28 protein-coding genes are annotated in these 26,516 nt (G+C 64.0%); 16 read left to right on the forward strand and 12 right to left on the reverse strand.

The annotated features are described in order from the left end of the window. The first annotated feature begins 286 nt into the window (after positions 1-286). From DLM46_RS09705 to DLM46_RS09720, 4 genes are all read left to right on the forward strand, one after another. Positions 287-658: a hypothetical protein gene (locus DLM46_RS09705; RefSeq protein ID WP_425273971.1), complete on the forward strand. Its 372-nt coding sequence runs from the start codon at positions 287-289 to the stop codon at positions 656-658. Continuing rightward, a complete protein-coding gene (locus DLM46_RS09710) occupies positions 655-1,011 on the forward strand; it encodes a hypothetical protein (RefSeq protein ID WP_208866257.1) in 357 nt (118 codons plus the stop codon). The genes DLM46_RS09705 and DLM46_RS09710 overlap by 4 nt, the downstream gene beginning before the upstream one ends. Positions 1,012-1,069: 58 nt before the next feature. Next, positions 1,070-1,516 (forward strand): lytic transglycosylase domain-containing protein, encoded by a 447-nt coding sequence (locus DLM46_RS09715; RefSeq protein WP_115100545.1) that lies wholly within the window; start codon positions 1,070-1,072, stop codon positions 1,514-1,516. 208 nt (positions 1,517-1,724) lie between these two features. Continuing rightward, a complete protein-coding gene (locus DLM46_RS09720; RefSeq protein ID WP_115100546.1) occupies positions 1,725-2,732 on the forward strand; it encodes a lysylphosphatidylglycerol synthase transmembrane domain-containing protein in 1,008 nt (335 codons plus the stop codon). A 42-nt stretch (positions 2,733-2,774) separates the two neighbouring features. Here DLM46_RS09720 and DLM46_RS09725 read toward each other — a convergent pair whose 3' ends face one another. The 8 genes from DLM46_RS09725 to phnG form a co-directional block, all read right to left on the reverse strand. Next, on the reverse strand, positions 2,775-3,539 hold the full coding sequence (locus tag DLM46_RS09725; protein ID WP_115100547.1) for a glycosyltransferase family 2 protein: 765 nt from the start codon (positions 3,537-3,539) through the stop codon (positions 2,775-2,777). A gap of 95 nt (positions 3,540-3,634) precedes the next feature. Next, the gene (locus DLM46_RS09730) at positions 3,635-4,768 is read right to left on the reverse strand and encodes an alpha-D-ribose 1-methylphosphonate 5-triphosphate diphosphatase (RefSeq protein WP_115100548.1); all 1,134 of its coding nucleotides are present in this window, start codon (positions 4,766-4,768) and stop codon (positions 3,635-3,637) included. 88 nt (positions 4,769-4,856) lie between these two features. Further along, entirely contained in the window at positions 4,857-5,621 is a 765-nt protein-coding gene (phnL, locus tag DLM46_RS09735) for a phosphonate C-P lyase system protein PhnL (RefSeq protein ID WP_115100549.1), read from the reverse strand. Positions 5,622-5,629: 8 nt separating this feature from the next. Next, positions 5,630-6,400: a phosphonate C-P lyase system protein PhnK gene (gene phnK, locus DLM46_RS09740; RefSeq protein WP_115100550.1), complete on the reverse strand. Its 771-nt coding sequence runs from the start codon at positions 6,398-6,400 to the stop codon at positions 5,630-5,632. 82 nt (positions 6,401-6,482) lie between these two features. Further along, entirely contained in the window at positions 6,483-7,406 is a 924-nt protein-coding gene (locus DLM46_RS09745; RefSeq protein WP_115100551.1) for an alpha-D-ribose 1-methylphosphonate 5-phosphate C-P-lyase PhnJ, read from the reverse strand. Next, positions 7,403-8,545, reverse strand: a complete 1,143-nt coding sequence (locus DLM46_RS09750) for a carbon-phosphorus lyase complex subunit (RefSeq protein WP_115100552.1) — start codon at positions 8,543-8,545, stop codon at positions 7,403-7,405. Before DLM46_RS09750 ends, DLM46_RS09745 begins: the two co-directional genes overlap by 4 nt. Continuing rightward, complete coding sequence (gene phnH, locus DLM46_RS09755) at positions 8,545-9,192, reverse strand: phosphonate C-P lyase system protein PhnH (protein ID WP_115100553.1); 648 nt, start codon at positions 9,190-9,192, stop codon at positions 8,545-8,547. Before phnH ends, DLM46_RS09750 begins: the two co-directional genes overlap by 1 nt. Continuing rightward, positions 9,192-9,677: a phosphonate C-P lyase system protein PhnG gene (gene phnG / locus DLM46_RS09760; RefSeq protein ID WP_115100554.1), complete on the reverse strand. Its 486-nt coding sequence runs from the start codon at positions 9,675-9,677 to the stop codon at positions 9,192-9,194. Before phnG ends, phnH begins: the two co-directional genes overlap by 1 nt. 181 nt (positions 9,678-9,858) lie before the next feature. Between phnG and phnF the strand changes: the two genes are divergently transcribed. Genes phnF through phnN form a run of 3 tightly spaced genes read left to right on the forward strand, consistent with a single transcriptional unit; the run spans position 9,859 to position 11,887 of the window. Further along, positions 9,859-10,617: a phosphonate metabolism transcriptional regulator PhnF gene (gene phnF / locus DLM46_RS09765; RefSeq protein ID WP_115100555.1), complete on the forward strand. Its 759-nt coding sequence runs from the start codon at positions 9,859-9,861 to the stop codon at positions 10,615-10,617. Continuing rightward, positions 10,614-11,336: a DUF1045 domain-containing protein gene (locus DLM46_RS09770; RefSeq protein ID WP_115100556.1), complete on the forward strand. Its 723-nt coding sequence runs from the start codon at positions 10,614-10,616 to the stop codon at positions 11,334-11,336. Before phnF ends, DLM46_RS09770 begins: the two co-directional genes overlap by 4 nt. A gap of 2 nt (positions 11,337-11,338) precedes the next feature. After that, a complete protein-coding gene (gene phnN / locus DLM46_RS09775; RefSeq protein WP_115100557.1) occupies positions 11,339-11,887 on the forward strand; it encodes a phosphonate metabolism protein/1,5-bisphosphokinase (PRPP-forming) PhnN in 549 nt (182 codons plus the stop codon). A 36-nt stretch (positions 11,888-11,923) separates the two neighbouring features. Here phnN and DLM46_RS09780 read toward each other — a convergent pair whose 3' ends face one another. Beyond that, positions 11,924-12,196: a hypothetical protein gene (locus DLM46_RS09780; RefSeq protein WP_115100634.1), complete on the reverse strand. Its 273-nt coding sequence runs from the start codon at positions 12,194-12,196 to the stop codon at positions 11,924-11,926. A 1,275-nt stretch (positions 12,197-13,471) separates the two neighbouring features. On the opposite strand from DLM46_RS09780, the gene DLM46_RS09790 reads away from it, so the two are divergent. Further along, a complete protein-coding gene (locus DLM46_RS09790; RefSeq protein WP_115100635.1) occupies positions 13,472-13,816 on the forward strand; it encodes a hypothetical protein in 345 nt (114 codons plus the stop codon). 24 nt (positions 13,817-13,840) lie between these two features. On the opposite strand, the gene DLM46_RS09795 is transcribed toward DLM46_RS09790, so the two are convergent. Continuing rightward, positions 13,841-14,665, reverse strand: a complete 825-nt coding sequence (locus tag DLM46_RS09795) for an IclR family transcriptional regulator (protein WP_115100559.1) — start codon at positions 14,663-14,665, stop codon at positions 13,841-13,843. A 230-nt stretch (positions 14,666-14,895) separates the two neighbouring features. Here DLM46_RS09795 and DLM46_RS09800 point away from each other — a divergent pair, with 230 nt between their 5' ends. The 8 genes from DLM46_RS09800 to pcaF all read left to right on the forward strand — a co-directional run bounded on the left by DLM46_RS09800 (position 14,896) and on the right by pcaF (position 23,404). Further along, on the forward strand, positions 14,896-15,600 hold the full coding sequence (locus DLM46_RS09800; protein ID WP_115100560.1) for a FadR/GntR family transcriptional regulator: 705 nt from the start codon (positions 14,896-14,898) through the stop codon (positions 15,598-15,600). 47 nt (positions 15,601-15,647) lie between these two features. Beyond that, the gene (gene ltnD / locus DLM46_RS09805) at positions 15,648-16,538 is read left to right on the forward strand and encodes an L-threonate dehydrogenase (protein ID WP_115100561.1); all 891 of its coding nucleotides are present in this window, start codon (positions 15,648-15,650) and stop codon (positions 16,536-16,538) included. 15 nt (positions 16,539-16,553) lie between these two features. Then, positions 16,554-17,864, forward strand: a complete 1,311-nt coding sequence (gene otnK, locus DLM46_RS09810; protein WP_115100562.1) for a 3-oxo-tetronate kinase — start codon at positions 16,554-16,556, stop codon at positions 17,862-17,864. Beyond that, positions 17,861-18,523, forward strand: a complete 663-nt coding sequence (otnC, locus tag DLM46_RS09815; RefSeq protein ID WP_115100563.1) for a 3-oxo-tetronate 4-phosphate decarboxylase — start codon at positions 17,861-17,863, stop codon at positions 18,521-18,523. Before otnK ends, otnC begins: the two co-directional genes overlap by 4 nt. A gap of 71 nt (positions 18,524-18,594) precedes the next feature. After that, the gene (locus DLM46_RS09820; protein ID WP_115100564.1) at positions 18,595-19,929 is read left to right on the forward strand and encodes an MFS transporter; all 1,335 of its coding nucleotides are present in this window, start codon (positions 18,595-18,597) and stop codon (positions 19,927-19,929) included. Positions 19,930-20,005: 76 nt separating this feature from the next. Continuing rightward, complete coding sequence (gene otnI, locus DLM46_RS09825; protein WP_115100565.1) at positions 20,006-20,815, forward strand: 2-oxo-tetronate isomerase; 810 nt, start codon at positions 20,006-20,008, stop codon at positions 20,813-20,815. Continuing rightward, positions 20,812-21,792, forward strand: a complete 981-nt coding sequence (denD, locus tag DLM46_RS09830; RefSeq protein WP_115100566.1) for a D-erythronate dehydrogenase — start codon at positions 20,812-20,814, stop codon at positions 21,790-21,792. The genes otnI and denD overlap by 4 nt, the downstream gene beginning before the upstream one ends. Positions 21,793-22,201: 409 nt before the next feature. Continuing rightward, positions 22,202-23,404 (forward strand): 3-oxoadipyl-CoA thiolase, encoded by a 1,203-nt coding sequence (pcaF, locus tag DLM46_RS09835; protein ID WP_115100636.1) that lies wholly within the window; start codon positions 22,202-22,204, stop codon positions 23,402-23,404. A gap of 270 nt (positions 23,405-23,674) precedes the next feature. Here the strand turns inward: pcaF and DLM46_RS09840 are convergent, their stop codons facing one another. Continuing rightward, positions 23,675-24,055 (reverse strand): DUF2917 domain-containing protein, encoded by a 381-nt coding sequence (locus DLM46_RS09840; protein ID WP_115100637.1) that lies wholly within the window; start codon positions 24,053-24,055, stop codon positions 23,675-23,677. Positions 24,056-24,304: 249 nt separating this feature from the next. Beyond that, the gene (locus tag DLM46_RS09845) at positions 24,305-26,293 is read right to left on the reverse strand and encodes a sigma-54-dependent Fis family transcriptional regulator (RefSeq protein WP_115100638.1); all 1,989 of its coding nucleotides are present in this window, start codon (positions 26,291-26,293) and stop codon (positions 24,305-24,307) included. Positions 26,294-26,516: the final 223 nt, after the last annotated feature.

The following is a 26,516-nucleotide window of genomic DNA, read 5'->3' on the forward strand; positions in this document are numbered from 1 at the left end:
AGCGCTTCGCAGCCTGACCCACGATTCCCCCGATTCATCCCTCCCGGCTGTGCCGCTTGTCGACACCCGCGTGTCGACACGGCTTCTCGACAGCCAATCATCAGACGATTTCACCGCCGAAAACGCGAGACAACTTTGCTTCGAACGGTGCATCGCCGAGCGCCGAAGCAATCGTTTGCGCGCATCTTGAGGTAACTATTTTTGTTTTTGCGGAGGCGTTTTCCGCCTATCAACTTTCTCCACCGGCCTGCCGAAAACCACGTTACAGCAACGAGACTGAGTGGAGATGCGCGTGAAACGACAGATGGTGTTGGTGGTGGCCGTTCTCGCGTTGGCCGGATGCGCACAGATGCCCGCGTCGACCGCTGCGCGCACGGACAAGGCGCCGAACGAAGTCATCAGTTTCGAGATTCCGCCGGACGCGCTCGGCGCGCGCGACCCGCAGCTCACCGCCGTGCTCGCCAAAGCAGGCGCGTTGGCTGCCGCGCAAAAGCAGTCCACGGTCGTTCTCGTCACCGCGCTGGGTCAGGATTTCGCGTACCTGAATCAGGCTGTATGGAAGGGCGTGCCGGCACAGCGAATGACCAAAGTGAGCTTCGAGAATCGGACCGCCGGCCTCGGTCAGCCGTATAGCGTGTCGATCAGGACGGTTCAATGAAGGAGGCCATCGAGATGTTCCGGGTGACTTTACTGACGGCGGCAACGCTGCTGAGTGCGCCGGCCTTTGCGGGGCAGCCGGGGGCCGACCTGCAGTCGGCGAGCGCTTTTCCCGCCGCGGCGGACAAGGTGTATCCGCCGCTGCCGTCGCTGGCGATGCTGCCGCCGTCGAGCGGCGACGATGACGACTTGCCGCTGAAGCCGGCGCAGCATCGAAAGAAGCCGCGTGCGCTGGTACACGTTCAGGAGATCAAGCCGCCACCGGCCCCGGTGGCGCGGCTCGTCGTATCCGACGCCTCGCACGCTTACCTCGACTCCGTGCAACGGCAGATCGATCAGGCGTCGATCAAGTAAGTCGGCCGGCGAGCCGGAGCTCACTCCTCTTTATCGCTATCAAGCGGAAGGATGAATCATGTCCTTGAAAATCTGCGTTACTGCGCTCGCATGGCTGTCGGTGTGCGGTACGGCGTACGCGGCCGACGATTGCTTCAACGAAGCCGCGGCTTATCAGGGCGTCAACCCGTGGGTGTTGCGCGCGGTTGCGTGGTACGAATCGAAGGGGGACCCGAGCGCCATCCGGCAGAATGCGAACGGTTCGATCGACGTCGGGCAGTTGCAGATCAATTCGATCCATTTCAGCGACCTCAAGCGCGAAGGCGTACCGCATCGCGCGCTGACCGACCCGTGCGTCAACGTCTACGTGGCCGCCTGGCTGCTCAAACAGAAGATGGTCAAGCACGGCAATACCTGGCGCGCGATCGGCGCCTACCATTCGGAATCGCCGAAACGGCGCGACGCCTACGCACGCGGCATTCAGCAGGTACTGGTCGCATGGGGGCAGTTGCCGTCCGCCCGCTAGGCACGTCCGGCACGAGCGAGCCGCCCGCGCAGGGCATCGGCGTGGGCCGGGTGCCGGCGTGCGCGCCGCCGTCACGAAAACGCAGCGTTGATCGACTATCATGAGGCGCCCGAGGGCCTCGCTTTCACGACGCGCGACGCGGCGCCATGCATGCCACATCGTGCGAATCAAGCGGCGCCTTGCCAACCGCGCCTGCTGAGGCTTCCCCGTGATCGGATCACATACGCGTAAAGCGGCAGTGCTAGTGGCGCTTGCCGGTATCGGCCTCGCCATCGGCGCGCCTTTCGTCCTCAATTCGCACGCGGCGCTCGCCGGGCTGCGCGACGTCTCCTTGTATGTCTTCGTTGCTCTTGTCGCGAGTGCCGCGCTCAGCGCGATGGCCAAGGCCGGCAAGCTGCATCTGATGCAAACCGCGCTCGGCTTTCGTGTGAGCTTCCTGCGCACTTTCGCCATCACGCTGGCCACCGATTTCGCGTTTCTGGCCTCTCCGCTGGGCGCGGCAGGCTACGGGGTCAATCTGGGCTTGCTGCAGCGCGCCGGCGCATCCTGGGCGCTGGCGACAACCGTCGTCGGCGCGGATCAGGCGCTCGACCTGGCGTTTTTCGCGAGCGCCGTGCCGATTTCCCTTCTGTTTTCATTCGGGCCGCTGACCCGGGTGATGCCACGCGAAACTGCGCCGCCCGTATTCGCCGTGTTGGCCTGCGGCGCGTTGTTAGCCTGCGTCGTCTGGTTCAACCGCCGGCGTGTCGCGGCGGCATTGGATGCCACCGGCCAGCGGGTTCGTTGGCTGAACGAGCGGCGAGCGAGGTGGAGCCGGTTTTGCCGCAGCGTTCGCGCGCAATGGCTGCAACTGGTGGCCGTACCCAGGTGGCGGCTTGCCGCATTGTTGTTGCTGACGACGCTGCAATGGCTGCTTCGCTATGGCGCTCTCTGGTTTATCTTGTGCGAACTCGGCTACCGCCTGCCGTTGGGTTTCGTGCTGGCCGTGCAGGCGGTCGCGCTGCATGCTGCGCTATGGACCGGTGTACCCGCTGGCGGTGGCACCGGCGATCTGGCGCTGGCGGCCGCGTTCGCGAGCTGGGTGCCCCGTGCGGGCATCGCGACGGCATTGGTGCAGTGGCGCTTCGCGACGCTCTACTGTCCGCTGATGCTGGGCGCGGCAGGTTTCGTTGCGCTTGCAACGAGGAGCGGCGGCACGCTCCCCGCAGCCGAATGAGTCACACGGCTAAAGCCAACCGAACGGCTCGGTGAACACGCTTCACTGCGAGTTGTCCGGCGCCTTTCTGATGCGCGCCGAAAAACGCGCGCGTGGACCGTGGTCGACGCGTAAGCAAAGCAGTTGAAAGGTCTGTGAAATCAACGCGAGCGGATAGGCCACCTTCAGGAGGTCGGCGATCATGCGCCATTCCGCACGTAGGCCCTTCCAGTAGCCGAGCTTCTCGGTCTTGCGAGCCTGCGTGACGTTCGGCCAATGAGAGACCGCAATGGGCAGGCGGCGCTCGATGATCCGGCGGTTCATGAACACCTCGACGCCGAAGCGTGGCAGGCCGTGAACCTCCTGCAACACTTCTCCCAGCAGCGTTTTTTTGACCACCCGCTCGCCCGAGACGAAATCGAGGCCAATGGCGCGAAACGCCAACAGACTGTTCTGGCGCAAGCTCAGGCTCACTTGCGCGCTGCCTTGCAAAACGGGTCGGGCGAGCGCGCTGATGTACTCGGCGTTCAGACCTTTCAGATCGGCATCCAGCAGCATGATCAGCTCGCCTTGCGCGGCTGCGATCCCGGCCGCCATGGCGGCGCTTTTGCCGCGGTTTTCGCCGCACCGGATCAATTGCACCGGCTTGAAGCGCTCGACGATCTCGGCGGTGCCGTCGGTCGAGCCGTCGTCCACGACAATGACTTCGGCGAACAAAGGGTGCGCGGCGGCCACGGCCAGCACCCTGCCGATGCGTGGCGCTTCGTTGTAAGCACAGATGACACAGGAAATTCGTGGGGGATGACTCAGTGGGGAGCGAGCAGTCATGGATTAGGCGGTCACGAAGAGGGGATGCCGTGCTGCACGCGCTGGGCCGCGGCCGAACCGCTGCCGCCCACGCCCAGCGAGGCTTGAAAGCATCTTCAAACGATCCGCGCGCCGGCCCGGTAAGTTGCGCGCGGCACCGGCAGCGTGTCGAGCATCGTCACACGCACGAAGTCGCCACGCAAGCCCGGCACGATCGCGCCACGGTCATGCAGACCGGCCGTGCGGGCCGGCTCGGCGGAGACGGTCGCCATGGCGCGCGGCAAACTCCAGCCGGCCTTGTCGACCAGTTCGAACACGGCGGTCAGCAAACTGGACGGCACGTAATCCGACGACAGGATATCGAGCAGGTCCGCTCCGGCCAGTTCGAGCGCCGACACGTTGCCCGAGTGCGAGCCGCCGCGCACGATATTCGGCGCGCCCATGATGGTCGAAATGCCGTGCTCGCGCGCCGTCTCGGCCGCGATGCGGGTGGTCGGAAATTCCGCCAGCACGATGCCCTCGGCCTTGGCCTGTTGGACGTGTTCGATCAGCGTGTCGTCGTGGCTCGCGACCGGGACGCCGAGCCGGTTGCAACGCTCGACGATCGCGCGCCGGTGCACGTCGGCGTAGCGCTGCTGTTCGTCGGTGAGCTCGGCCAGCGCCGTGGCGACGTGCTCGTCGCTCAGCTTGCCGTTGCGTTCCTGGAAGCGGCGCCATTGATCGCGGTCGTGCCATTGACGCTGGCCGGGCGTGTGGTCCATCACCGAGGCAAGCCGCAGTAATGGATGCGTGCACAACGAGTCGAATACTTCCACTACGTCGGCGGTAGCGATTTCGCAGCGCAGATGCAGGAAGTGTTCGGCGCGCAGCAGCTCGCGCTCGGAAAAGCGCGTGAGCGCTGCGGCGCATTGCGTTTGCAGATCGCGGCCACGCAGGCCGACATTCGATCGCGAGCCGATCGCGAGCGCATCGAACACCGTGGTGATGCCGGCCGCCGCCACCTGCGCGTCGTGGATCACGAAGGCGGCGTCGGTGTTCCATTGCACGCCGGGACGCGGCGCGAGGTGCTTTTCGAGATTGTCCGTGTGAAGTTCGATCAGGCCCGGCAACAGATAGTCGCCGTCCCAGTCTTCTGCCTCGCGCGCTGACGTCGTGCCGCGCTCGACGTCGCGGATCACGCCGTCTTCGATATGGACCACGCCGGTGAATACTTCATCTCGCGTCACGATGCGAGCGTTTTTGATCAACATCGATTTGCTCCGTAGTCAGTCGGATCCGAGCGCCTGGCTCAGTGTTCAGTTTAGTGCCGTCCCGTGTCGATCGACGACGTCAGTGACGTCAGTGACGAGAGGGCGGCTGGAGTTCGAGACGGCGTGTCGCCACCTTGTTGCGCGTATCTTCATCATGAAAGATACCGACTATCGCCGCGCCGCGCTCGCGCGCTTCGACGATCAGATCGGCGACGACGTCGCGATTTTCCGCGTCGAGCGAGGCCGTGGGTTCGTCGAGCAGCAACAGCGGATGTCCCGCGATCAAGCCGCGCGCGATGTTCACGCGCTGCTGCTCGCCGCCGGAAAATGTGGCGGGCGCCAGCTTCCACAATCGTTCCGGCACATTGAGGCGGGCCAGCAGCGCAGCGGCGCGCGCCGAGGCTTGCTCTTCCTCCACGCCGCGCGACAGAAGCGGCTCGGCCACGAGCGTGAGCGTCGGCACCCGTGGAATGACACGCAGAAACTGGCTGACGTAGCCCACCACGCTGCGGCGCAGGCGCAACACGTCGCGTGGTTCGGCGCCGGTGATCGACACCGGCCGCGCATCGCCCGCCGCGTCGCGGATGGAGATCGAACCCGCGCTCGCGAGGTAGTTGCCATACAGACATCGCAGCAGCGTGCTCTTGCCCGCGCCGGACGGCCCGACCAGCACCACGCACTCGCCGCGTTCGACGTCGAGCGAGACATCGGCGAGCGCTTCGATCTGCACGCCGCCCTGGCCGTGCAGCGTGAAGGTCTTGCCGATCTTGACCGCGCGCAGCATCAGCGCGGCGTTGTCGATAAACGCGCGATCGGCTGCGCGTGATTCGATGCCTGTTTCAATGGATCGCATTGTGAGCCTCAAACCGGCAGAACCGAGGAAACCAGCGTTTGCGTGTACGGATGCTGCGGATCGTCGAGCACCTGATCGGTCAGACCCGCCTCGACCACCACGCCGCCTTGCATGACCATCAGGCGATGCGCGAGCAACCGCGCCACACCGATATCGTGCGTCACGATCAGCACCGACAGATGCAGGGTGGACGTCAAGGTGCGCAGCAGATCGAGCAGGCGCGCCTGCACCGATACGTCGAGACCGGCGGTGGGCTCGTCCATGAAAACGAGGCGTGGGCTCGTGACGAGATTGCGCGCGATCTGCAAACGCTGTTGCATGCCGCCGGAAAACGCGGACGGAAATTCGTCGATGCGCGTTGAATCCAGTTCGACGCGCTCCATCCATTGCGTTGCCGTATGGCGAATGTCGCCGTAATGACGCGCGCCGACCGCCATCAAAGGCTCGCCGATGTTGGCGCCGGCGGATACGCCGCTGCGCAGGCCGTCGCGCGGATTCTGCTGCACGAAGCCCCACTCGGTGCGCATCAACAGACGCCGGCGCGGTTCGGACAAAGCCAGCAGATCGAGCATCTCCCCATGCGCCGCCGCGTAACGCAGCGAACCGCTGTCGGCTTCGGTCTTCAAGGCGAGCGTATTCAGCAGCGTGGTCTTGCCCGAGCCGGATTCGCCGACGATGCACAGCACCTCGCCCGGATAGAGATCGAAGCTGACATCCATGCAGCCGTTGCGGCCGCCGTATTGTTTGGTGAGCGAACGGGCGCTCAGCAGTGGCGTCATGCTGCCTCCCGCCGGGCCGCCCCAAGGGAGGCAGCGGCCCCCTTGGGGGGCAGCGAACGAATGTGAGCGTGGGGGTGGTTCATCATACTGCCGCTCCCTTGCGCTGCCGGTCCGGCGGCAGCTCGATTTCCAGATCGCCGCGGCGTTCGTGGCAGTAGTCGCTATCGGAGCAGACGAACATCCGCTTGCCCGCATCGTCGACGATCATTTCGTCGAGGAAGCTTTCCGTCGATCCGCACAGGGCACACGCGTGCTGCCACTTCTGTATCTCGAACGGATGATCGTCGAAGTCGAGACTGCGTACCGGCGTGTACGGCGGAATCGCATAAATGCGGCGCTCGCGGCCGGCGCCGAACAATTGCAGCGCGGGGTTCATATGCATCTTCGGATTGTCGAACTTCGGAATCGGCGACGGCGAACTCAGATAGCGGTGGTTGACGATCACCGGATAGTCGTAGGTGGTGGCGATGCTGCCGTGATGGACGATGTCCTCGTATAGCTTCACGCTGATCAGGCCATAGTCGGCCAGCGCGTGCATCTTCTTGCATTCGACGACGCGCGGTTCCAGTTTGTATAGCGGCTCGGGCATCGGCACCTGGTAGACGAGAATCTGCCTGTCGGTGAGCGGCGTTTCGGGAATCCGGTGACGTGTCTGGATGATCGTCGCCTCCACCGTGCGCTGCGTGGTCGCCACACCGGCCGTACGGGCGAAGAAGCGGCGGATGTTGACCGCGTTGGTGGTTTCGTCGGAGCCCTGATCGATGACCTTCAGCGTATCGCTCTTGCCGATGATCGCCGCGGTGACCTGAATGCCGCCGGTGCCCCACCCGAACGGCAACGGCATTTCGCGCGACGCGAACGGCACCTGATAGCCCGGCACCGCAACGGCTTTGAGCAACGCGCGGCGCAACATGCGCTTGGTTTGCTCGTCGAGGTAAGCGAAGTTGTACCCGTCTGCGGCGCTGTCGTATGAAGCGGCGGCGCGGGAAGTATCGGGCGCGTTCATGCAGCTTGCTCCTGAGCCTGAACTGCGGTTGAGTCCGGGTTCCTGTTCGGCGTTTCATGTTGCGCACGCAGGCGCCGCACGAGTTCGAGTTCGGACTGGAAGTCGACGTAGTGGGGCAATTTCAGATGCTGGACGAAGCCGGACGCTTCGACGTTATCGCTGTGCGACAGCATGAATTCGATGTCCTGGGTCGGCGAACCCAGCGTCTCGCCGAGTTCTTCCGCGCGCAACGCGCGGTCCACCAGCGCCATCGCCATCGCCTTGCGCTCCGAGTGACCGAACGCGAGGCCGTAGCCTTGCGTGAAAGCCGTCGGCACGTCGCCGCTGCCGGCGAACTGATTGATCATCTGGCATTCGGTGATGTCGAGCTCGCCGATTTCAACTGTTTCGCCCAGTTCATCGAGTTCCATTTCGACCGCGATCGTGCCGAAGCGGATCTCGCCGGCAAACGGGTGCGAATGCGCGTAGCCGCGCTGCGTCGCATAGCCCATGGCGAGCAGAAAGCCTTCGTCGCCGCGCGCGAGGTTCTGTAGACGCGTCGCGCGGCTCGCGGGGAAGGCGAGCGGTTCGCGCGACAAATCGCCGGGTTCCGGCGCATCGGGCCTCGGACGTTCCTGTTCGATCAGGCCTTCCCGGTCGAGCAGCGTGACGACACGCGGCATAGGTTCGGCTTCGGACGGCGCGGGTTGGGTTGCAGATGCCGTTGCGACGGCATCGGTTCCCGTGCCTCCTTCAGCCAGCAACGTGAAATCCAGCAGACGCTGCGTGTAATCGTAAGTCGCGCCGAGCAACTGACCGCCGGGCACGTCCTTGAACGTCGCGGAAATACGGCGCTCGACCTGCATCGCTTCCGTATCGATCGGTTGCGTGTAGCCGAAACGCGGCAACGTGGTGCGATACGCGCGTAGCAAAAAGATCGCTTCGACCAGATCGCCGGCCGCCTGCTTGATGGCCAGCGCGGCCAGTTCTTCGTCGTAGACCGAACCTTCGGTCATCACTCGCGCGACGGCGAGGCGCAATTGTTCGCGAATCTGCGCGACGCTGAGTTCGGCAAGCCGCGTATCGCCGCGGCGCGCCTTGTCGAGAAGACGCCACGATGCTTCGATCGCGCGCTCTCCACCCTTGACGGCAACGTACATCAGTTCACCTTCGCTTCGGTTGTGCGCGGCAGGCCGATCAGCGCGCGGCCGCAGACGAGATAGCAGTCGATGCCGCATGGAAAGAGCGGCGCAAGGGCGGCGCGTTCGCGCCAGAAACGCTCGGGCAAGCCGAGCGGTGCAATCGTTGCCGTGTGCTGGATGCCGGGGCCGCTCAACACGACCGGCGTGCCGCCAGTGAGCGCTTCCACGCGGATCAGAAGGGTCACCGATTGTTCCGGCGATTCCGCTTCGCCGAGCCTGAAACTTTCCAGCGGCGGCAGCGCGAGCGCGTCGTGGATATAGGCGAACGCGGCCTGGCCGGGTTCGTCGACGAGCGGCGCGCCGGTATGAAAGCGCAGCGCCGAAGCGAGAGCCGCATCGGGTTGCGCGAGCCATACGGGCGTGGCGTAGTCGCATAGCGTCAGCAGCGCGGCGAATGCAGCCAGCTCGGCGCGCGTCGCTCGCACTTCGGGCAACACGTTTTCGACGACGCCGACCGTGCCCGGCCGCGACAGCGCGGCGAGCAGCGCGCGGAACACCCCTTGGGTGTCATGGACCGGATCGGCGAAACCCGGCGTTAACGTTGTCAATGAAGTTGACAACGAAGTCGGCAACGAAGTCGACAATGCAATCTGCGAGTTTTCCATCAGTCGCCCCGGACCATCGTGAAGAATTCGACGCGTGTCGCCGCCGCGTCCTGGCGGCGCTCGGCGCGTTGGGCGGCTTGCTGCGCCGCAAACGGCTCGATCAGCTGCCGATGCAGTACGGCGTGATGCTCGGGCATTTGCAGCAGCGCGTCCGCCAGTGCGGCCAGTTCGGCGCGGCGGCGGTCGCGGCCCAGATGACAGGCGACGCCGACCGCGGTTCGCGTGTCACTGGCGCCGCGCAACCGCAAGGTGGCGCGCGTCACGGTGGCTTCACCGAGATTGAACGGATCGCCGCTGCCGCCGACGCGGCCGCGCACCATCGCGAGGCCGATTTCAGGCGGCCTGAGCCAGTCATAAGCAGGGGCGGGAATGTCTTGCAGCGCGCGCTCGAGCGCGGCTTCCAGATCGGCGCGCGGCGTACGCGCAAGCACGGCCAACCATGCGCGCCGCGTGGCGGAGGAAGGCGAGGCGGAAGTGGCACTCATCGAAACTCCTGTTGATCCAGCGAGCGATCATTTGACCATCTATTCGTCTAAACGTCTAGACGTTTAAAGATATACTCGTCGAGCGTTGCTGCACGTGCGGGCTAATTCACATTTCCATCACGGCTCGCGCACTACAATGCACGACATAGCGAATATTTGAACCTAGGGGAATGACAGCACCATGACATCGAACGACAACGCGACGCCGGGCACGCTGCTCGAACGCGGCGCGGGCGTTGCCGTGTGGCGGCAGATCGAGCAGATTCTCGCCGCGGAAATTGCGGCGAGCGGTTTCGGCGAGGAGGGCCGCTTGCCCAGCGAGGGTGAACTGGCCAGGCGCTTCGACGTGAACCGGCATACCGTGCGCCGGGCGATGCTGGGTCTCGCCGCGCTTGGTCTTGTCAGCGTCGAACAGGGACGCGGCACGTTCGTGCAACCCGGTGCCATCGACTACACGATCGGCCGCCGCACGCGGTTTACAGAAAACTTGCGGCAGCAGCATCACGCGGCTGCCGGCACGATGCTGTCGGCCGCGCGCGTGAAAGCCGAGCCGAATGTCGCCAAGGCGCTCGGCCTGCGGGCGGGCGCGTCCGTCTATCGGATCGAATCGCTGCACGAATCGGACGGCGTGCCGCTCACGTTCGCGCGCAACTGGTATCCGGCGGCGCGCTTCGCGGATCTGCCGGAGGTGCTGGAGCGTACCGGCAGCATCACGAAGTCGATGGCGGAATACGGCGTGAACGATTACCTGCGCAAATGGAGCCGTATCGGCAGCGTATTGCCTGAGCCGGAAGTGGCGCGGCGTTTGAATATCAACCGGCAGCAGCCGGTGCTGTGGGTCGAAAACGTCGACGTCGATCTGGAGGGTACGCCGATCAAGTACGGCTTCACGCATTTCGCCGCCGACCGTGTGCAACTGCTCGTTGAGCACGACGTATGAGCGGCGCCGTCTGGGGCGCCGAGGCACGTTTTGCCGTGTATTACGCGCCGTCGCGTGATTCGGCATGGTGGCGGGCAGGGTCCGGCTGGCTGGGCCGCGATGCGGAAAGCGGCGAGGTGTGCGCGCCGCCGCAACCGGACGGCTTGAAGCGTCCCTTGGTGGACCTGACTGAGGCGCCCCGTCGCTACGGATGGCACGGCACGCTGGTTGCTCCGTTTCGTTTGGCGGGCGGCGCGACCCAGCACGACGTGCTGCAAACGGCGCTCGAATGGGCGCATTCGCAGGCCGCGTTTACGTTGCCGGTCGAAGCGGCGACACTCGGCGATTTTGTTGCGCTGCGTCCTGCGGATGAGACCGGCGAAACGACTATCCGCGCCGTCGCTGCAAGCGCGTTGCAATCGTTCGCTGCACTGCGCGCGCGGCCGTCCGCCGCCGATCTCGCAAGCCGTCTCGCGGCGCCGCTGACTGAACGGCAACGCGCGTTGCTGGTCGAATGGGGTTATCCGTATGTGTTCGACGAATTCCGTTTTCACATGACGGTATCCAATTCGCTCGCGGATGCCGATGAGCGCGCGATGCTGGTCGCCTGGTGGCGGGCGCAAACGCCCGGGCTCGGGCCGCTCGTCGTCGACCACGCCGCGCTTTTTGTCGAACCCGCACCGGGCGCGCCGTTCGTGTTGTGGCGGCGCGTGCCGTTTCAGACACGGGAGGTGAAGTAACGATGGCAGGTCGTTTGATCTATGTAATGGGGCCGTCCGGCGCGGGCAAGGATTCGTTGCTGGGTTTTGCGCGCAGGCGCTTGGTGGGCGAGCCGATTCTATTCGCCCATCGTTACATCACGCGGCCGAGCGGCAATGGTGAGGAGCATGTCGCGCTGAGCGCCGAAGAATTTGCGGCGCGTTCCGTGCTCGGTCTGTTCGCGTTGGAGTGGTCCAGCCACTCGCTGCGTTATGGCATCGGTATCGAACTCGATACGTGGCTGGCGCGGGGTTGCGCGGTCGTCGTCAACGGTTCGCGTCAGTATTTACAGCAGACGCTGGGGCGTTATCCGCAAACGGAAGTGGTGCACGTGGACGCTGCGCCGCACATTCTCGAAGCGCGACTCGACGCGCGGGCGCGTGAGTCGGCGGAGCAGGTCGCGGCAAGGCTTGCACGGCGTGCGCCGTTTTCGTTGCCTGACGGAGTTCGCTGCACCACCATCGATAACTCGGGCGAACTCGAAGACGCAGGGCATGCGTTGATTGCGTTTTTGAAGGCACGTTCTTGCTGAACACCGCGATTAAGCGCGGCAAACTCTCGATCGCCGTTAGAAGGTGGCCCCCGTCGCGCGCACGAGAGGATGCTCTGCGATCGACTTCTGCCTGTTGGCAGCAGGCGGGATGACGCACCAACTGCCGTCGTCGTGCCTGAAGAAGAACAATGCGCGCGCTCCGGCTGGTGACGACGTTTCGACGCACACGTAGCGTCCCCCATTCCACCCGGCGCGACTGAATCGGGTCACATGAACGGGCGTCGCGGGAGCCGGCGCGAGCCACTTTTCGACCTGCGAACGCAGGGACTGCCCATTCATGTTTTTCATGTTCGGCTCCAGCAGGTTTGCCGTCCAGGTAACGGGACGGTTTCTCACCATTCATCTCCTTAACGCCGCAGACGCGCACCATGTTGACCAAGATGTTGTGAGTTCTGAAACCGAATATTTCGAGGTGAGTGGGCTTCGGAAAACTGCCCCTATCTATCCGCTACTGGCCAAATCCGCCAGACGGCTGGCGTTCAAACCAGGACTGGCGTAAAAAGCCGCTTGCGAGTTCGCTAACGACGCTCGACGCGAATCTTCACTACCGCTGCGGCACTCCGCGCCCTATAACCTATTTGCAGGGCGATTATTACGTGTCGAGGGTCCACAAAATCCGTTGACACTGCCAGTTCGCACGCCATCTTGCGCCTCGGAGCCTCGGCTCGGCGCACTGCTCTCCCAGTTTTCCCAATGACCTGGAACTTCCGCCTCGGGCATTTGGCCCGCACGCGCGAAGGACGCTTTGCGTGCCCAGCAATCGGGTGAGGATGTCAACTTCGGGCACGCGAATGACGCATCGCATGATTGGAACTCAACGCAATTCAAGGAGCTAACGTGAAATCGATATTGATGATCGCTTCTGCCACCGGGTTGCTTGTTATGGCAGGGCTCGCTCATTCTCAAGGCATGCCCGAGACGCCACAACCCGCCCCGCAGGAAAATGCCGCGACTCAGGATGCTGCGCCCGCTACCGGGACGCAGGCATACGGAGGTACGCCCGACACGAAGATGCAAAGCGGCACGCAACATGCCAGGCCCTGTAGCACGAACCCACAATGCAACATCTTTTTCGGGGGGAGCTAACAACTAGCTGGGTGATGGACGGGACCACAACAGAAAACACGAGATGACCCCACCGGGCGGAGTGACCGACTTTGTTCGTATTGCGACCGCTGTCGTTCGCCGCCCGGTCCGAATCGGTGTCCGAAGACGCGGCCGCATATCGATGCGATGGAGAGGGGAAAGCCCCAGCGACATCCTTTACCTCAAGACACCGTTGCGTCAGGTATCCTTGTCAAGCAAAGGTAACGATCAACGCTCAGTATTCACTGGCCTTTGGGAAGTCACTGGAGCGACTGGAAAATTCAAAGGACTAATAGGCGCCGGCACACTGAGAATCAACCAGTTATCCGAAAGTGAGCGCCAATGGATTTTAGATGGGGAGATGAGCCAGCCATAGCTTATCGAGGCAATAGAGGGTCGAATTGCGCTGGTGTTGATTCTCATGCCCACGCCCATATGTGCCGATGTTACGGAACCACAGTGGACAAGCCGACAAGTATGACCAAACCTGAATTTACAGAGCCCGACAGCGCACGCCCCGACTTGCTGTGTTTCCTCGTGGCGATTGCGGCGGCATCGTACGCGTTGACTTACGAATGGCGCGTGGATCATGTTGTTGAGTGCTGCCGTCAATGGCTGAAGAAGAACCAGCTGACGATGCACTGGCTCGACCGGGTCCGCATTGGGCAACTTGCCCTTAAGATTGCCAGTCAAGACTTGTTGGAGGCCGGCGTCGCAGTTCGACTGTCTAGCGTGCAGGCTCTGTTCACCAGTGAGATGGAACTCAACGGGGCAAGCACAATGGTCCAGCGGATGATGGCGCTTTGTCACGAAGCGCTCTGAGCACGACGCGCGCCGCTATCGATCTCAACCGCGCCGCGCCACCATCTCCGACACCGTCTGCGCCGCATGCTGCAGCGGTTCCAGAAACGCCTTCACCATCTGTTTGGCCGAATTGCGCTGGGCGTTGCCGCTGATATTCATCGCCGCGATCACGCGCCCCTGGCGATTGCGAATCGGCGCGGACAGCGAAATCAGACCGCCTTCCAGTTCCTGATCGACGATCGCCCAGCCCTGGCGGCGCACCTGCGCGATCAGTTTCTTCAGCTCTTCCTTGTCGGTGACCGTACGCGGCGTATGTGCGTAGAGCGGCGCCGAACTCAGGGTCGCGTCGAGCGTCTCGTCGTCGAGCGCGGCGAGCAGCACGCGGCCCATCGACGTGCAATACGCCGGCAAGCGGCTGCCGATCGACAGATTGATCGTCATGATCTTGTGGGTCGGCACGCGCAGCACATAGACGATTTCAGTGCGATCGAGCACGGCCGCCGAGCAGCTTTCGTGCACCTGTGCCGACAGTTGTTCCATCACCGGTTCGGCGAGGTTCCAGAACGGCATCGAGGTCAGATACGCGAAGCCGAGATCGAGGATTTTCGGCGTGAGGCGGAACAGCCGGCCTTCGGCTTCCACATAGCCGAGCGTCTGCAAGGTGAGCAGGATGCGGCGCGCGCCGGCGCGCGTCAGGCCGGTGGCGGCGGCCACGTCGGTCAGCGTCTGTTCGGGGCGCGTGGCGTCGAACGCGCGGATCACCGCCAGGCCGCGCGCGAACGACTGCACATACGAATCACCCGGTTTGTCCGGGGCCGGTTCGGCACTGACAGGAACGGCGGAAGACGGCGGCAGGGCTTTGCTCATGGGCCTTTGCAAAAAGCGTTCGAAGAGGGCATATACCGGTCGCGCGCCACGCAGCGCAACCGGACACAAGCCTGGGCGGCGCGATGTCGCGGGAAGCCGTGACGATAGCTTAAGCCTTGATTTTCGCCAACCTCGCAGGTTTTTGGGCTGCCAGCCCAGGGTTTGCATGGATGCGCTCGGCAATCAAAATTTGTATGATGACCAGATAACATGATCAATCGAGGCATTCGATGTTCGACAAGATTCCTGCCCGGGCACTGAGCGACACGGTCGCGCAGCAGCTTCTCAAGCAGATCGACAAAGGCGCCTTCGAGCGCGGCGGCAAGCTGCCGACGGAGGCCGTACTGGCGCAGCAGTTCGGCGTGAGCCGCACGGTGATCCGTGAGGCGATTTCGCGGCTGAAGAACGAAGGCGTGGTCGAGCCGCGCCAGGGCAGCGGCGTGTTCGTTGCCGCGCACGGCGCGATCCGGCCGCTGCGCATCGATTACGCGGAAGCCGTCGAGGCGGGCTCGGTGCTGCAAATCCTCGCGCTGCGGCGGGCGATCGAAGCGGAAGTCGCATCGGAAGCCGCCATGCGCCGCAGCGACGCCGACATGGTGTCGATCGACGCCGCGCTCGCGAAGATCGACGCAGCGGTGGCCGAAGGCGAAGACGGCGTCGCTGAAGACGTCGCATTTCATCGCGCTATCGCCGCGGCCACCGGCAATCCGTATTTCCTCAAGACGCTCACGTTCCTGAACCAGTACCTCGAAGCGGGCACCGTGGTGACGCGGCGCAATGAAGCACTGCGCGAGGACTTTTCCCGTCAGGTGCGCGAAGAGCATGCGGCGATCGCCGCCGCGATTCGTGCGGGCGACCCGATGGCGGCGCGCAATGCGGCGCGCACGCATATGTACAACGCGGCACGGCGGCTCGCGGAAGCGGGTATTTGCTGAGCGCTTTCGAGCGCCAACTGCTAATGAAGTATTCTCAGAGGTCAAGCATGGTCAGAAATGTCGGTGTCATCGGTCTTGGTGCAATGGGCCTGGGTGTCGCGCGCTCGCTGTTGCGCGCGGGTTTTCGGGTTCACGCGTGCGATTTGCGCAACGAGGTCCTGCAAGGGTTCGTCCAGGAAGGCGGAGTGGCTTGCGCTTCGCCCGCGGAGCTCGGGGCGCAATGCGAAGTGGTCATCACGCTCGTGGTCAACGCGGCGCAGACCGAAGCGGTGCTGTTCGGCGAGCGGGGCGCCGTGCCGGCGATGAAGCCAGGCGGCGTCGTGATCGCCAGTGCGACTGTCGCGCCTGACTTCGCCATCGAACTCGGCAAGAGGATCGAGGCCGCCGGTTTGCAGATGCTCGATGCGCCGGTGTCGGGTGGCGCGGCGCGTGCCGCCTCCGGTGAAATGACGATGATGACGTCCGGCCCGGACGCGGCCTATGCCGCGTGCGAGGACGTGCTGGCCGCGATGGCCGGCAAGGTGTATCGCCTCGGCTCGGCGCATGGCGCCGGGTCGAAAGTGAAGATCATCAATCAGTTGCTGGCCGGCGTGCATATCGCGGTGGCCGCCGAGGCGATGGCGCTCGGTCTGCGCGAAGGCGTGGATCCTGAGGCGCTGTACGAGGTCATCACGCATAGCGCGGGCAATTCGTGGATGTTCGAGAACCGCGTGCCGCATATCCTGAAAGGCGATTACACGCCGCTGTCGGCGGTCGATATCTTCGTCAAGGATCTCGGCCTCGTGCTCGATACCGCGCGCCGTTCGAAGTTTCCCTTGCCGCTTTCGGCGGCGGCGCATCAGATGTTCATGATGGCGTCGAGCGCCGGTCACGGCGGTGAAGACGATTCTGCAGTAGTCAAGATTTTCCCCGGCATCGACGTGCCGGCGGCGAAATAAGCGCGGGAGTTCGTCATGACCATCCCGTCCCAACGCGCGCTGCTCGGCTGTATCGCCGACGATTTCACCGGCGCCACCGACCTCGCCAACATGCTGGTGCGCGGCGGCATGCGCACCGTGCAGACCATCGGCGTGCCGGCGTCGAATGAAGCGATCGAGGCCGACGCGCTGGTTGTCGCGCTGAAATCGCGCACGATTCCCGCCGCCGACGCGGTCGCGCAATCGCTCGCCGCGCTCGACTGGTTGCGCGCGCAAGGTTGCCGGCAGTTCTTCTTCAAATATTGCTCGACGTTCGATTCGACCGACGCGGGCAACATCGGCCCAGTCACGGATGCGTTGCTCGACGCGTTGTCGGCGCACGCCGGCGCAACGGCTTTTACGATCGCGTGCCCGGCGTTTCCCGAGAATGGCCGCACGATCTATCGCGGTCATCTGTTCGTCGGCGATACCTTGCTCAACGAGTCGGGCATGGAAAACCATCCGCTCACGCCCATGCGCGATGCGAACCTCGTACGCGTGCTGCAACGGCAGACTGAATCGAAAGTCGGGCTGGTGCGGTATGACGCCGTCGCCAAAGGCGTTTCCCAGGTACGCGAATCGTTCGACGCCTTGCGCCGCGACGGCGTGCGGATGGCGATCGCCGATGCGGTGTCGGACGCGGACCTCCACGTGCTCGGGCAAGCGTGCGCCGACCTCGTGCTGATTACGGGGGGCTCGGGTGTCGCGCTGGGCTTGCCCGGCAACTTCCGCCGCGCGGGTTGGCTCGCGGAGCAAACCGACGCCGCGCAATTGCCGCGCGTGGAAGGGTTGTCGGTCGTGCTGGCCGGCAGCGCGTCGAAAGCGACCAACGCGCAGGTGGCGGCCTGGCGCGAAACGCGGCCTGCGTTCCGCATCGATCCGTTGGCGGTGGCGCGCGGCGAACCGGTTGCCGAGCAGGCGCTGGCATTCGCCCAGGCGCACTTCGATAAAGCCGAGCCGGTGCTGATCTACGCCACCGCCACGCCCGACGAAGTCAAAGCGGTGCAGCGCGAACTCGGCGTCAGCGAAGCGGGGCTCCTGGTCGAAACGGCCCTCGCGTCGATTGCACGCGGCCTGCGCGAGCGTGGCGTACGCAAGTTCGTCGTGGCGGGCGGCGAGACGTCGGGCGCGGTGGTGCAGGCGCTCGACGTGCACACGCTGCGCATCGGCGCGCAGATCGATCCCGGCGTGCCGGCCACCGCGACGACCGGTGCCGAGCCGCTTGCCCTGGCGTTGAAGTCCGGCAACTTCGGCACGACGGATTTCTTCGAAAAGGCGCTGCGCCATCTCGACGGGGTGGTGCAATGACCGGCACGCCCGCACTTCATACGACGAACGAAGCCAGGGTCCGCGAAGAAATCTGCGTGACCGGCGCGAGCCTCTATCTACGCGGCTACACCGTGGGCACCGCCGGCAACATCAGCGCGCGCCTCGACGACGGCTGGCTGATCACGCCGACCGACGCATGCCTCGGCCGCCTCGACCCTGCCGACATCGCCAGAGTCGATCTGGCCGGCAACGTGCTGTCTGGCGGCAAGCCGTCGAAGACGCTGGCGCTGCATCGCGGCATCTACGCGTGCAACGGCGAGGCGCGCGGCATCGTCCACACGCATTCGACGCATCTGGTCGCGTTGACGCTTGCGGGCGTATGGAACGACAACGACGTGCTGCCGCCGATCACCCCGTACTACGTGATGAAAGTGGGACACGTCCCCCTGATTCGTTACAGGCGACCCGGCGATCCGCAAGTCGCGCAGCAGATCGCCGCGCTTGCCGGGAGCGTACGCGCAGTCCTGCTCGAGCGTCTCGGCCCGGTAGTGTGGGAGCGCTCGGTTGCGCAGGCCTCGTATGCGCTCGAAGAATTCGAAGAGACCGCGCGCCTGTGGCTGATGACGACCCCGCGGCCCGTGCCGCTCGACGAAGCCGCACTCGAGGAATTGCGCACCACGTTCGGCGTGCGCTGGTAGAAGAAGCCGACATCAACAAAGCCCGGCGTCGCAAAGCAACGCATCAGGCTATCCATGGAAGGAGACAATGCATGAGTACCTATCAGACGGCATCGAGCCGCCCGATCGCAGCCGCCGCGGGAGAACCCGGCGCCGCCGAAGTCGAGCGCACCTATAAGAAAGTGTTCTGGCGCATCGTGCCGTTTCTGATGCTGTGCTATGTGGTGGCGTATCTGGACCGCGTGAATGTCGGCTTCGCGAAACTGCAGATGTCGCAACAACTTGCGTTCAGCGAGACCGTGTTCGGTCTCGGCGCCGGCGTGTTCTTTATCGGCTACTTCCTGTTCGAGTTGCCGAGCAACATCCTGATGCATAAGCTCGGCGCGCGTATCTGGATCGCGCGGATCATGATCACGTGGGGCCTGCTGTCCGCGCTCTTCGTATTCGTGAAGACGCCGATGCAGTTCTACATCTTGCGCTTCCTTCTGGGTCTCGCCGAGGCCGGTTTCTATCCCGGCGTGATTCTGTATCTGACGTACTGGTTTCCGTCGCATCGGCGCGCGAAGATCATCGCGGTGTTCATGTCGGCGATTCCGGTCTCGGGGATTTTCGGTAATCCGCTGTCGGGCTGGATCATGCAGACGTTCCACAACAGCTCGGGTTTTGCGGGCTGGCAATGGATGTTCCTGATCGAAGCGATCCCCGCGATTGCGATCGGTATCGCGACGATCCTCTATCTCGACAACGGCATTTCCAGCGCGAAATGGCTGAGCGATGGCGAAAAACGCCTGCTCGCCGATGAAATCGCCGCCGCGCAGCCCCAGCAGAAAACGCAGGCGCACTCGCTCGGCGAGGTGTTCCGCGATCCGCGCACGTGGTGGATGTCGCTGATCTATTTTGCGTTCGTCACCGGGCAATACGGCCTGACGTTCTGGATGCCGACGCTCGTCAAATCGACCGGCGTGAGCGGCGCATTCGAAATCGGCCTCCTGAGCGCGATTCCGTTCCTGTGCGCGATCGTCGTGATGAACCTGATGGGTCATAGCGCGGACAAGCGCCGCGAGCGTCGCTGGCATCTGATCGTGCCGGCGCTGTTCGGCGCGATCGGCTTCACGGTCGCCGCTTCGTTCGCGGACAACACGGTGGTGTCGATCGCGTTTCTCTCGCTGGCCGCGGCAGGCGTGCTGACCTGCGCGCCGCTATTCTGGTCGTTGCCGACTGCGTTCATGTCGGGCGCGACCGCCGCCGCCGGCATTGCGATCATCAATTCGATCGGCAATCTCGCGGGCTTTGCGAGTCCCTACATGATCGGTTATCTGAAGGATCTCACGCATAGCACGCAGACCGGCATGTATGTGCTGGCCGGCATGCTGGTGATCGGCGCGATCGCCACGTGGCTGACGCCGGCCAGGCTGGTCAATCGCTGAATCGGGCGTCGCGCGCCGGGCGCTGCTTGCGGCGATCGCGGCGCGCTGAATTAACTGTTTTCAAGGAGTTGCTGCCATGCCTCGCTTCGCCGCCAACCTGTCCATGATGTACAACGAGCACGCTTTCCTCGACCGTTTCGCCGCTGCGGCAAAAGACGGCTTCAAGGCGGTCGAGTTCCTGTTCCCCTACGATTTCCCTGAAGCGGATATCAAGGCGCGGCTCGACGACAACGGCCTGACCCAGGCGCTCTTCAATGCGCCGCCCGGCGACTGGGCCGAGGGCGAACGCGGCATTGCCTCGCTGCCGGGCCGCGAAGACGAGTTCCATCGCAGCGTCGAAACCGCGCTCGATTACGCGCGTGTACTCGGCAATCGCAAGCTGCATGTGATGGCTGGACTGATCGGCGCGGATCAACCGCGCGCGCGGCATCGCGAGGTGTATCTGAAGAATCTTGCGTATGCCGCCAAGGCCGCGCAAGCCGAAGGCATCACTGTCGTGATCGAGCCGATCAATACGCGCGATATTCCGGGATTTTTTCTGAACCGCCAGGACGACGCGCAGGCCATTTGCGCGGAGGTGGGTGCGCCGAATCTCAAGGTGCAATTCGATTGCTATCACTGCCAGATCGTCGAAGGCGATCTGGCGGTGAAGCTCAAACGCGATTTGGCGGGCATCGGTCATATTCAGATCGCCGGCGTACCGGAACGCCATGAACCGGATATCGGTGAACTGAACTATCCTTACCTGTTCGATCTGATCGACACGCTCGGCTATGACGGCTACATCGGTTGCGAATACCGGCCGCGTGCGGGCACCTCGGCAGGCTTGGGCTGGATCAAGCCCTATCTGAACAACGTTCGCCAGGAAGGAAGAACGACCTCATGAAAGTACTGATTACAGGCGGCGCGGGTTTTCTCGGCCAGCGCCTCGCGCGCGAGCTGCTGGCGCGCGGTTCGTTGAAAGACGCGCACGGCAAGCCGCAAGCCATCACCGAGCTGGTGCTGCTCGACGTGGTGCGCGCAGGCGATTTCGGCGACAGCCGCGTGCGCACGGAAGTGGGTGACATCGCCGAGCGCAGCGTGCTCGAAAGCGTGATCGACGAGAAGACCGCAGCGATTTTCCATCTCGCCGCGATCGTCAGCGGGCAGGCCGAGGCGGATTTCGATCTCGGCATGCGCATCAATCTGGACGCATCGCGCCTGCTGCTCGAAACGTGCCGGCAACGCGGACACAAACCGCGCGTGCTGTTCACGAGTTCGGTGGCGGTCTATGGCGGCGATCTGCCGGATGTCGTGCAGAACGATACCGCGCTGAATCCACAATCGTCGTATGGCGCGCAGAAGGCGATCGCCGAGTTGTTGCTGAACGATTACGCGCGGCGTGGTTTCGTCGACGGCCGCGTGCTGCGTCTGCCCACCATCAGCGTGCGACCGGGTAAGCCGAATGCGGCGGCGTCGTCGTTTGCGAGCGGAATCATTCGCGAGCCGTTGAACGGCGAAGCGGCGGTGTGTCCGGTAGCGGGCGCCACGCGTTTGTGGCTGCTGTCGCCGCGCAAGGCGATCGAAAGCCTGATCGCCGGACTCGAAATCGATGCGGCCGCGCTCGGCAACCAGCGTGTGCTGAATCTGCCGGGCATCTCGGTGAGCGTCGACGAGATGGTCGCGGCGCTACGCGAGGTCGCCGGCGACGAGGCCGCGCAGCGTATCGTCTGGGAACCGGACGCGCGCGTGGAGAAGATTGTCGGCAGCTGGCCGGGACGGTGGGATACGTCGCGCGCCGAGCGGCTCGGCCTGAGTGGCGAGCGCAGCTTCGCCGACGTGATTCGCGCCTATATCGAAGACGAGCGGATTCAGGTCCGCTGAAAAACACGCCCCAAGCCTCGTGCCGGCGGTTCCTGCTGGACCGTCAGGCTGATCTGACCGGCACGAGCGCGTCATTTGTCTGATGCATTGCGCCGGCCGCGAGGCTGCGCGTATTCCCTGGTAACGGTGTCGCTTTGCTTGACACGGTTTCGGCCGCACGCCTATTATCGAGCCTTAATGTTCGATATATGACCTATTGTTCGTGTAAAGAACAAATGCGGGCAGTATCGAACCCGTGGTTCATCATCCTGCGCTAAGCTGATTTGGAGTGACGGCCGCCCATGCAGTTGTTGCTCGTCAGTTTCGCCGTTGTTCGGCGCGCTCGCCGGGTCAATGCCTTTGCGCAAGCGGCCTGCGCCGCTACCCGATGCCGGCACAGCGCACGCAGCACACCAACTGGAGACATCACATGACCGAAGCATTCCTGTGCGACGCGATTCGCACCCCGATCGGCCGCTATGCGGGCTCGTTGTCGTCGGTTCGCGCAGACGACCTGGGCGCGGTGCCGCTCAAGGCGCTGATGGAGCGCAACAAGGACGTCGACTGGAACGCGATCGACGACGTGATCTACGGCTGCGCGAACCAGGCCGGTGAAGACAACCGCAACGTCGCGCGCATGTCGCTGTTGCTGGCCGGTTTGCCGCAAGGCGTGCCGGGCTCGACGGTGAACCGCCTGTGCGGATCGGGCATGGATGCGGTCGGCATTGCGGCGCGCGCGATCAAATCGGGCGAGGCCGCGTTGATGGTGGCCGGTGGCGTCGAAAGCATGAGCCGCGCGCCGTTCGTGATGGGCAAGGCAACCAGCGCGTTTTCGCGCCAGGCGGACATCTTCGACACGACGATCGGCTGGCGTTTCGTCAACCCGCTGATGAAGCAACTCTACGGCGTCGATTCGATGCCGGAAACCGGCGAGAACGTTGCGACCGACTACCACGTGAGCCGTGCCGACCAGGACGCATTCGCACTGCGCAGTCAGCAGAAGGCCGCACGCGCGCAACGCGACGGTACGCTCGCGCAGGAGATCGTCGGCGTGACGATTGCGCAGAAGAAGGGCGATCCGATCACCGTCATGCAAGACGAACATCCGCGCGAAACCAGCCTTGAAGCGTTGGCGAAACTCAAGGGCGTGGTGCGCGCGGACGGCACGGTGACCGCGGGCAACGCATCGGGTGTGAACGACGGCGCCGCTGCGCTGCTGCTCGCGAACGAAGCCACCGCGAAGCGCTTCGGCCTCACGCCGCGCGCGCGCGTGCTGGGTATCGCAACGGCCGGCGTGGCGCCGCGCGTGATGGGCATCGGACCGGCGCCCGCCACGCAAAAGCTGCTGGCGCGCCTGAACATGACCATCGACCAGTTCGACGTGATCGAGTTGAACGAAGCATTCGCATCGCAAGGGCTTGCTGTGCTGCGTGCGCTAGGTGTCGCGGACGACGACGCGCGCGTGAACCCGAACGGCGGCGCGATTGCGCTCGGTCACCCGCTCGGCATGAGCGGCGCACGTCTGGTGACGACGGCCATGTATCAATTGCAACGCACGCAAGGCCGCTTTGCGCTGTGCACGATGTGTATCGGCGTTGGCCAGGGCATCGCGATCGCCATCGAACGCGTGTGAAGTGTCTGGCGACGCGTAGCGGATGCCGACGCGTCGTCGGACGCGAACCGCCGCGCGTAGCGCTCCGGTAAGTCCTGTGGCAGTGTCCTGAACAGCCCCATTCGCTCACGCGATGGGGCTGTTTCTTTTCGTGCCGCGTACGTGCCGCGCATGGATTGGCGGCTCATTGAATTTGCATGTAATGAGTGGCAACGGCGCCCGGCAATTGCCGCACGCATAGGGCCGCCAGTGAAAACAATAGCTTCAACCTTTGCGTTGCGGCGTGTCATGCTAACGCAGCGTCGGCGCGCCCAGGTTCAACCATGCCAGCCGCGCCAGCCAGCGGCCCACCAGACCGCGGCGTGCGGGCAGCGCGCTAGTCAACGACACATGCGCCGCGATCTCGCCATCCGTGCTGAGCCACACGCGTTCGCCGCGTTGCAGGCGGAACTCGTTGCCGGGTTGGAGCCAATGATCGTAAGGTGAATTGACGCGTGTGAGCCATACGCGCGAGCTTTGCACGCTGAGCGCGCTGTCGGCATCGACACGCCATGTCAGCGTGGCGCCGGGCATCACGGAAAAATGCACTACCACCTTCGGGAGACGCTCATCCTGCTGATACGCGTACTGGCTCGAGTCGTCATCCATGCACTGCGGGCTTGCCTGATCCATCTTGCTCTCCGTCATCGTGCCGGTGGACGGAGGCGCCCACAAAACAAAAGGCCCCTTCCGTTACCGGCGGGGCCTTTGGGGTCTTGTTTTGCAGATTCAGACTGCTAACGCGCACATGCTCCCATAGGCCAGCCGATGATGGCTCGCGTTGGGTTTTTAATCGCTACTGCGATGAAGGTGTGCGTCAACATGAGATCGAGTGTGCCGTTTTGTCGCATGCCTTGTCAATAAAAAACTGCAAGAGCCGGATCAGCTGCGATGCGGTCCGACGATGCCCAGCTTGGCAATGCGCCGGTACAAGGTCGCGCGCGAAATACCTAGAGCCCGAGCGGCAGCGTTTGGCCGCCATTGATGGCGCGTGAGCGCCTCGACAATGCGTGCGCGCTCGTCGCTCGGGTCGTCGTGCGGCGTGTCATACGGGGTGGCGTGCGCGTTGGCGTGCATCAGCGTGCGTTGATTCGCAGCCTCTGGCTCGAGCACCGCTGCGATATCGGGCGCGACATGCCGCAACTCCACGCGCGCGGAATCGCAGATCGCACACGCATAGCGCAGTACGTTGCGCAGTTGGCGAATGTTGCCCGGCCAGCTGAACGCGGCGAGACGCTCGGCGAGGCGGGTGTCGAGTGTGAGAACGTGGCCGGCCATTTGCGCTTCTTCGTCGAACACCGCCTCGATCACGTCGCGGATATCCGCGCGCTCGCGCAACGGCGGCATCGGCAAGCTCGCGCCGCTCAGCCGGTAGTAGAGATCTTCGCGGAACGAACTCTCGGCCACCATTTGCGCAAGATCCCGGTGGGTTGCGCAGATCACGTCGATATCCACGCGCACGGGTGCATCGCCGCCGAGCGGCATGACCTCGCCTTCGGCCAGCACGCGCAGCAGTCGCGTTTGCAGATTGAGCGGCATGTCGCCGATTTCATCCAGAAACAGCGTGCCGGTATGCGCTTGCGCGATCTTGCCGCGCGCGCCGCGGCTGCGCGCGCCGGTGAAGGCGCCCGGCGCGTAGCCGAACAGTTCGCTCTCGATCAGCGACTCCGGAATCGCGCCGCAATTCACCGCAATGAACGGCCGGGTGCGCCGCGCGCCCGCATCGTGCACGGCATGCGCGAACACCTCTTTGCCGACGCCGGTTTCACCGAGAATCAGAATAGGCAGCCGCTTGCCGACGATGCGCAACGCCACCGCCGCGTTGTGCGCAATGCGCTTGTCCGCGCTGTGCAGGAAGCGGCCGAGCGCGCCGAGTTGCAGAGTGCGTTGCGAATCCGTTTGCTGTGCACGGGCAATGCTGTCGGTCACGCCGGCCGTGCTGCGCGAAGTCCGCTTGAGCGGCGCACGGATGCGCGCGTACAGCGTCGCGCCGGTCGCGCGCAGACGTAAGCCGACAATCGCATCGGTGCGCGCGATGTCGTGCAGATGCACGTCGGACGTATCGAATACATCGTCGATGTGGCGTGGGCCGTTCAAGCCCGGAATACACTCGCGCGCCTTGCGATTGGCGGCGACCAGGTTGCCGCACTCGTCGAAAGCGATCAGCACTTCGGGCTGCGCTTCGACGAAGTTGCGGCTCGAATGGCCAAACAGATTCCAGTGCTGCGTGGTTTGATTGAGGAAATAGCCGTCTTCGATCAGACCGGCGCTTTGCCGCACCAGTTGAAACACCAGCCGCTGACTGTCGCGGTTATCCGGCGACTGCACCGCGGACGCGTCGAGCACGCCGATCATCTCGCCGGTCGGCGCGAAAATCGGCGCGGCGCTGCAGGTGAGTGTCGTGAAAGCCGCGCGGAAATGGTCGGTCTTGTGCACCGTGATCGGCGCGAGATCAGTCAGCACGTTGGCAACGCCACAGGTGCCTTCCTCGCGTTCCGACCAGCATGAGCCGATATACAGCCCCGCGTGCTTGAAATCGCTGCGGCGCTCGCGGTCGATCCGGTAGTCGATCGTGACGCCGTGCGCGTCGGTGAGCATCACGCAATAGTCGGCCACGCGAATCATGTCGTGCAAGCGTGTCAGGCACTGGCCCGACGCGCGCAAAAAGGCTTCTTCCTTGCCTTGCACCTCGCGTAATTCGGCCGACGTAAGGACGCGCGGCCCGATCACGGCGCCCGGGTCGAGCCGGTACTGTTCGAACGAACGCTGCCACGACGACACGAGGCGCGCCGAATCGGCGGGCGCCGGCAGCCGTCCTTCGATGGCGCCGCGTATGCGGTCAATATGCTGGGTCTGCGAAACGTAAGGCATGGTCGGCTCCAGTCGAGCGACGCACAGTGAGTTCAGGCTGTTCTTGTAGCACATCCGGCTTCAGCAATCACATTGCAATGCAGCACACGAGACGCGTGAGACGTTCGTCTCATGCGCGCCTGAGATCGCATTGAGACGGCTTGTCTCACCCCTGAAATTCAGGCCCGAAAAGGCATTGCGCCTGTTCTTCGAGTACTGGATCCGCACGCGGAACGTCGTACAC

Source organism: Paraburkholderia lacunae (assembly GCF_003353175.1).
Taxonomy (GTDB): Bacteria; Pseudomonadota; Gammaproteobacteria; order Burkholderiales; family Burkholderiaceae; genus Paraburkholderia; species Paraburkholderia lacunae.

What these genes read in the sequence shown, in the direction of transcription:
- phnN (WP_115100557.1), top strand. Translation starts at nt 11,339, where the DNA reads ATGGCAGGTCGTTTGATCTATGTAATGGGGCCGTCCGGCGCGGGCAAG.
- ltnD (WP_115100561.1), top strand. Translation starts at nt 15,648, where the DNA reads ATGGTCAGAAATGTCGGTGTCATCGGTCTTGGTGCAATGGGCCTGGGT.
- DLM46_RS09725 (WP_115100547.1), bottom strand. Translation starts at nt 3,539, where the DNA reads ATGACTGCTCGCTCCCCACTGAGTCATCCCCCACGAATTTCCTGTGTC.
- denD (WP_115100566.1), top strand. Translation starts at nt 20,812, where the DNA reads ATGAAAGTACTGATTACAGGCGGCGCGGGTTTTCTCGGCCAGCGCCTC.
- phnF (WP_115100555.1), top strand. Translation starts at nt 9,859, where the DNA reads ATGACATCGAACGACAACGCGACGCCGGGCACGCTGCTCGAACGCGGC.
- DLM46_RS09795 (WP_115100559.1), bottom strand. Translation starts at nt 14,665, where the DNA reads ATGAGCAAAGCCCTGCCGCCGTCTTCCGCCGTTCCTGTCAGTGCCGAA.
- DLM46_RS09705 (WP_425273971.1), top strand. Translation starts at nt 287, where the DNA reads ATGCGCGTGAAACGACAGATGGTGTTGGTGGTGGCCGTTCTCGCGTTG.
- phnG (WP_115100554.1), bottom strand. Translation starts at nt 9,677, where the DNA reads ATGAGTGCCACTTCCGCCTCGCCTTCCTCCGCCACGCGGCGCGCATGG.
- DLM46_RS09820 (WP_115100564.1), top strand. Translation starts at nt 18,595, where the DNA reads ATGAGTACCTATCAGACGGCATCGAGCCGCCCGATCGCAGCCGCCGCG.
- DLM46_RS09710 (WP_208866257.1), top strand. Translation starts at nt 655, where the DNA reads ATGAAGGAGGCCATCGAGATGTTCCGGGTGACTTTACTGACGGCGGCA.
- otnC (WP_115100563.1), top strand. Translation starts at nt 17,861, where the DNA reads ATGACCGGCACGCCCGCACTTCATACGACGAACGAAGCCAGGGTCCGC.
- DLM46_RS09730 (WP_115100548.1), bottom strand. Translation starts at nt 4,768, where the DNA reads ATGTTGATCAAAAACGCTCGCATCGTGACGCGAGATGAAGTATTCACC.
- otnI (WP_115100565.1), top strand. Translation starts at nt 20,006, where the DNA reads ATGCCTCGCTTCGCCGCCAACCTGTCCATGATGTACAACGAGCACGCT.
- DLM46_RS09800 (WP_115100560.1), top strand. Translation starts at nt 14,896, where the DNA reads ATGTTCGACAAGATTCCTGCCCGGGCACTGAGCGACACGGTCGCGCAG.
- DLM46_RS09715 (WP_115100545.1), top strand. Translation starts at nt 1,070, where the DNA reads ATGTCCTTGAAAATCTGCGTTACTGCGCTCGCATGGCTGTCGGTGTGC.
- phnL (WP_115100549.1), bottom strand. Translation starts at nt 5,621, where the DNA reads ATGCGATCCATTGAAACAGGCATCGAATCACGCGCAGCCGATCGCGCG.
- DLM46_RS09745 (WP_115100551.1), bottom strand. Translation starts at nt 7,406, where the DNA reads ATGAACGCGCCCGATACTTCCCGCGCCGCCGCTTCATACGACAGCGCC.
- DLM46_RS09780 (WP_115100634.1), bottom strand. Translation starts at nt 12,196, where the DNA reads ATGAAAAACATGAATGGGCAGTCCCTGCGTTCGCAGGTCGAAAAGTGG.
- DLM46_RS09790 (WP_115100635.1), top strand. Translation starts at nt 13,472, where the DNA reads ATGACCAAACCTGAATTTACAGAGCCCGACAGCGCACGCCCCGACTTG.
- phnH (WP_115100553.1), bottom strand. Translation starts at nt 9,192, where the DNA reads ATGGAAAACTCGCAGATTGCATTGTCGACTTCGTTGCCGACTTCGTTG.
- DLM46_RS09770 (WP_115100556.1), top strand. Translation starts at nt 10,614, where the DNA reads ATGAGCGGCGCCGTCTGGGGCGCCGAGGCACGTTTTGCCGTGTATTAC.
- phnK (WP_115100550.1), bottom strand. Translation starts at nt 6,400, where the DNA reads ATGACGCCACTGCTGAGCGCCCGTTCGCTCACCAAACAATACGGCGGC.
- DLM46_RS09750 (WP_115100552.1), bottom strand. Translation starts at nt 8,545, where the DNA reads ATGTACGTTGCCGTCAAGGGTGGAGAGCGCGCGATCGAAGCATCGTGG.
- otnK (WP_115100562.1), top strand. Translation starts at nt 16,554, where the DNA reads ATGACCATCCCGTCCCAACGCGCGCTGCTCGGCTGTATCGCCGACGAT.
- pcaF (WP_115100636.1), top strand. Translation starts at nt 22,202, where the DNA reads ATGACCGAAGCATTCCTGTGCGACGCGATTCGCACCCCGATCGGCCGC.
- DLM46_RS09845 (WP_115100638.1), bottom strand. Translation starts at nt 26,293, where the DNA reads ATGCCTTACGTTTCGCAGACCCAGCATATTGACCGCATACGCGGCGCC.
- DLM46_RS09840 (WP_115100637.1), bottom strand. Translation starts at nt 24,055, where the DNA reads ATGGATCAGGCAAGCCCGCAGTGCATGGATGACGACTCGAGCCAGTAC.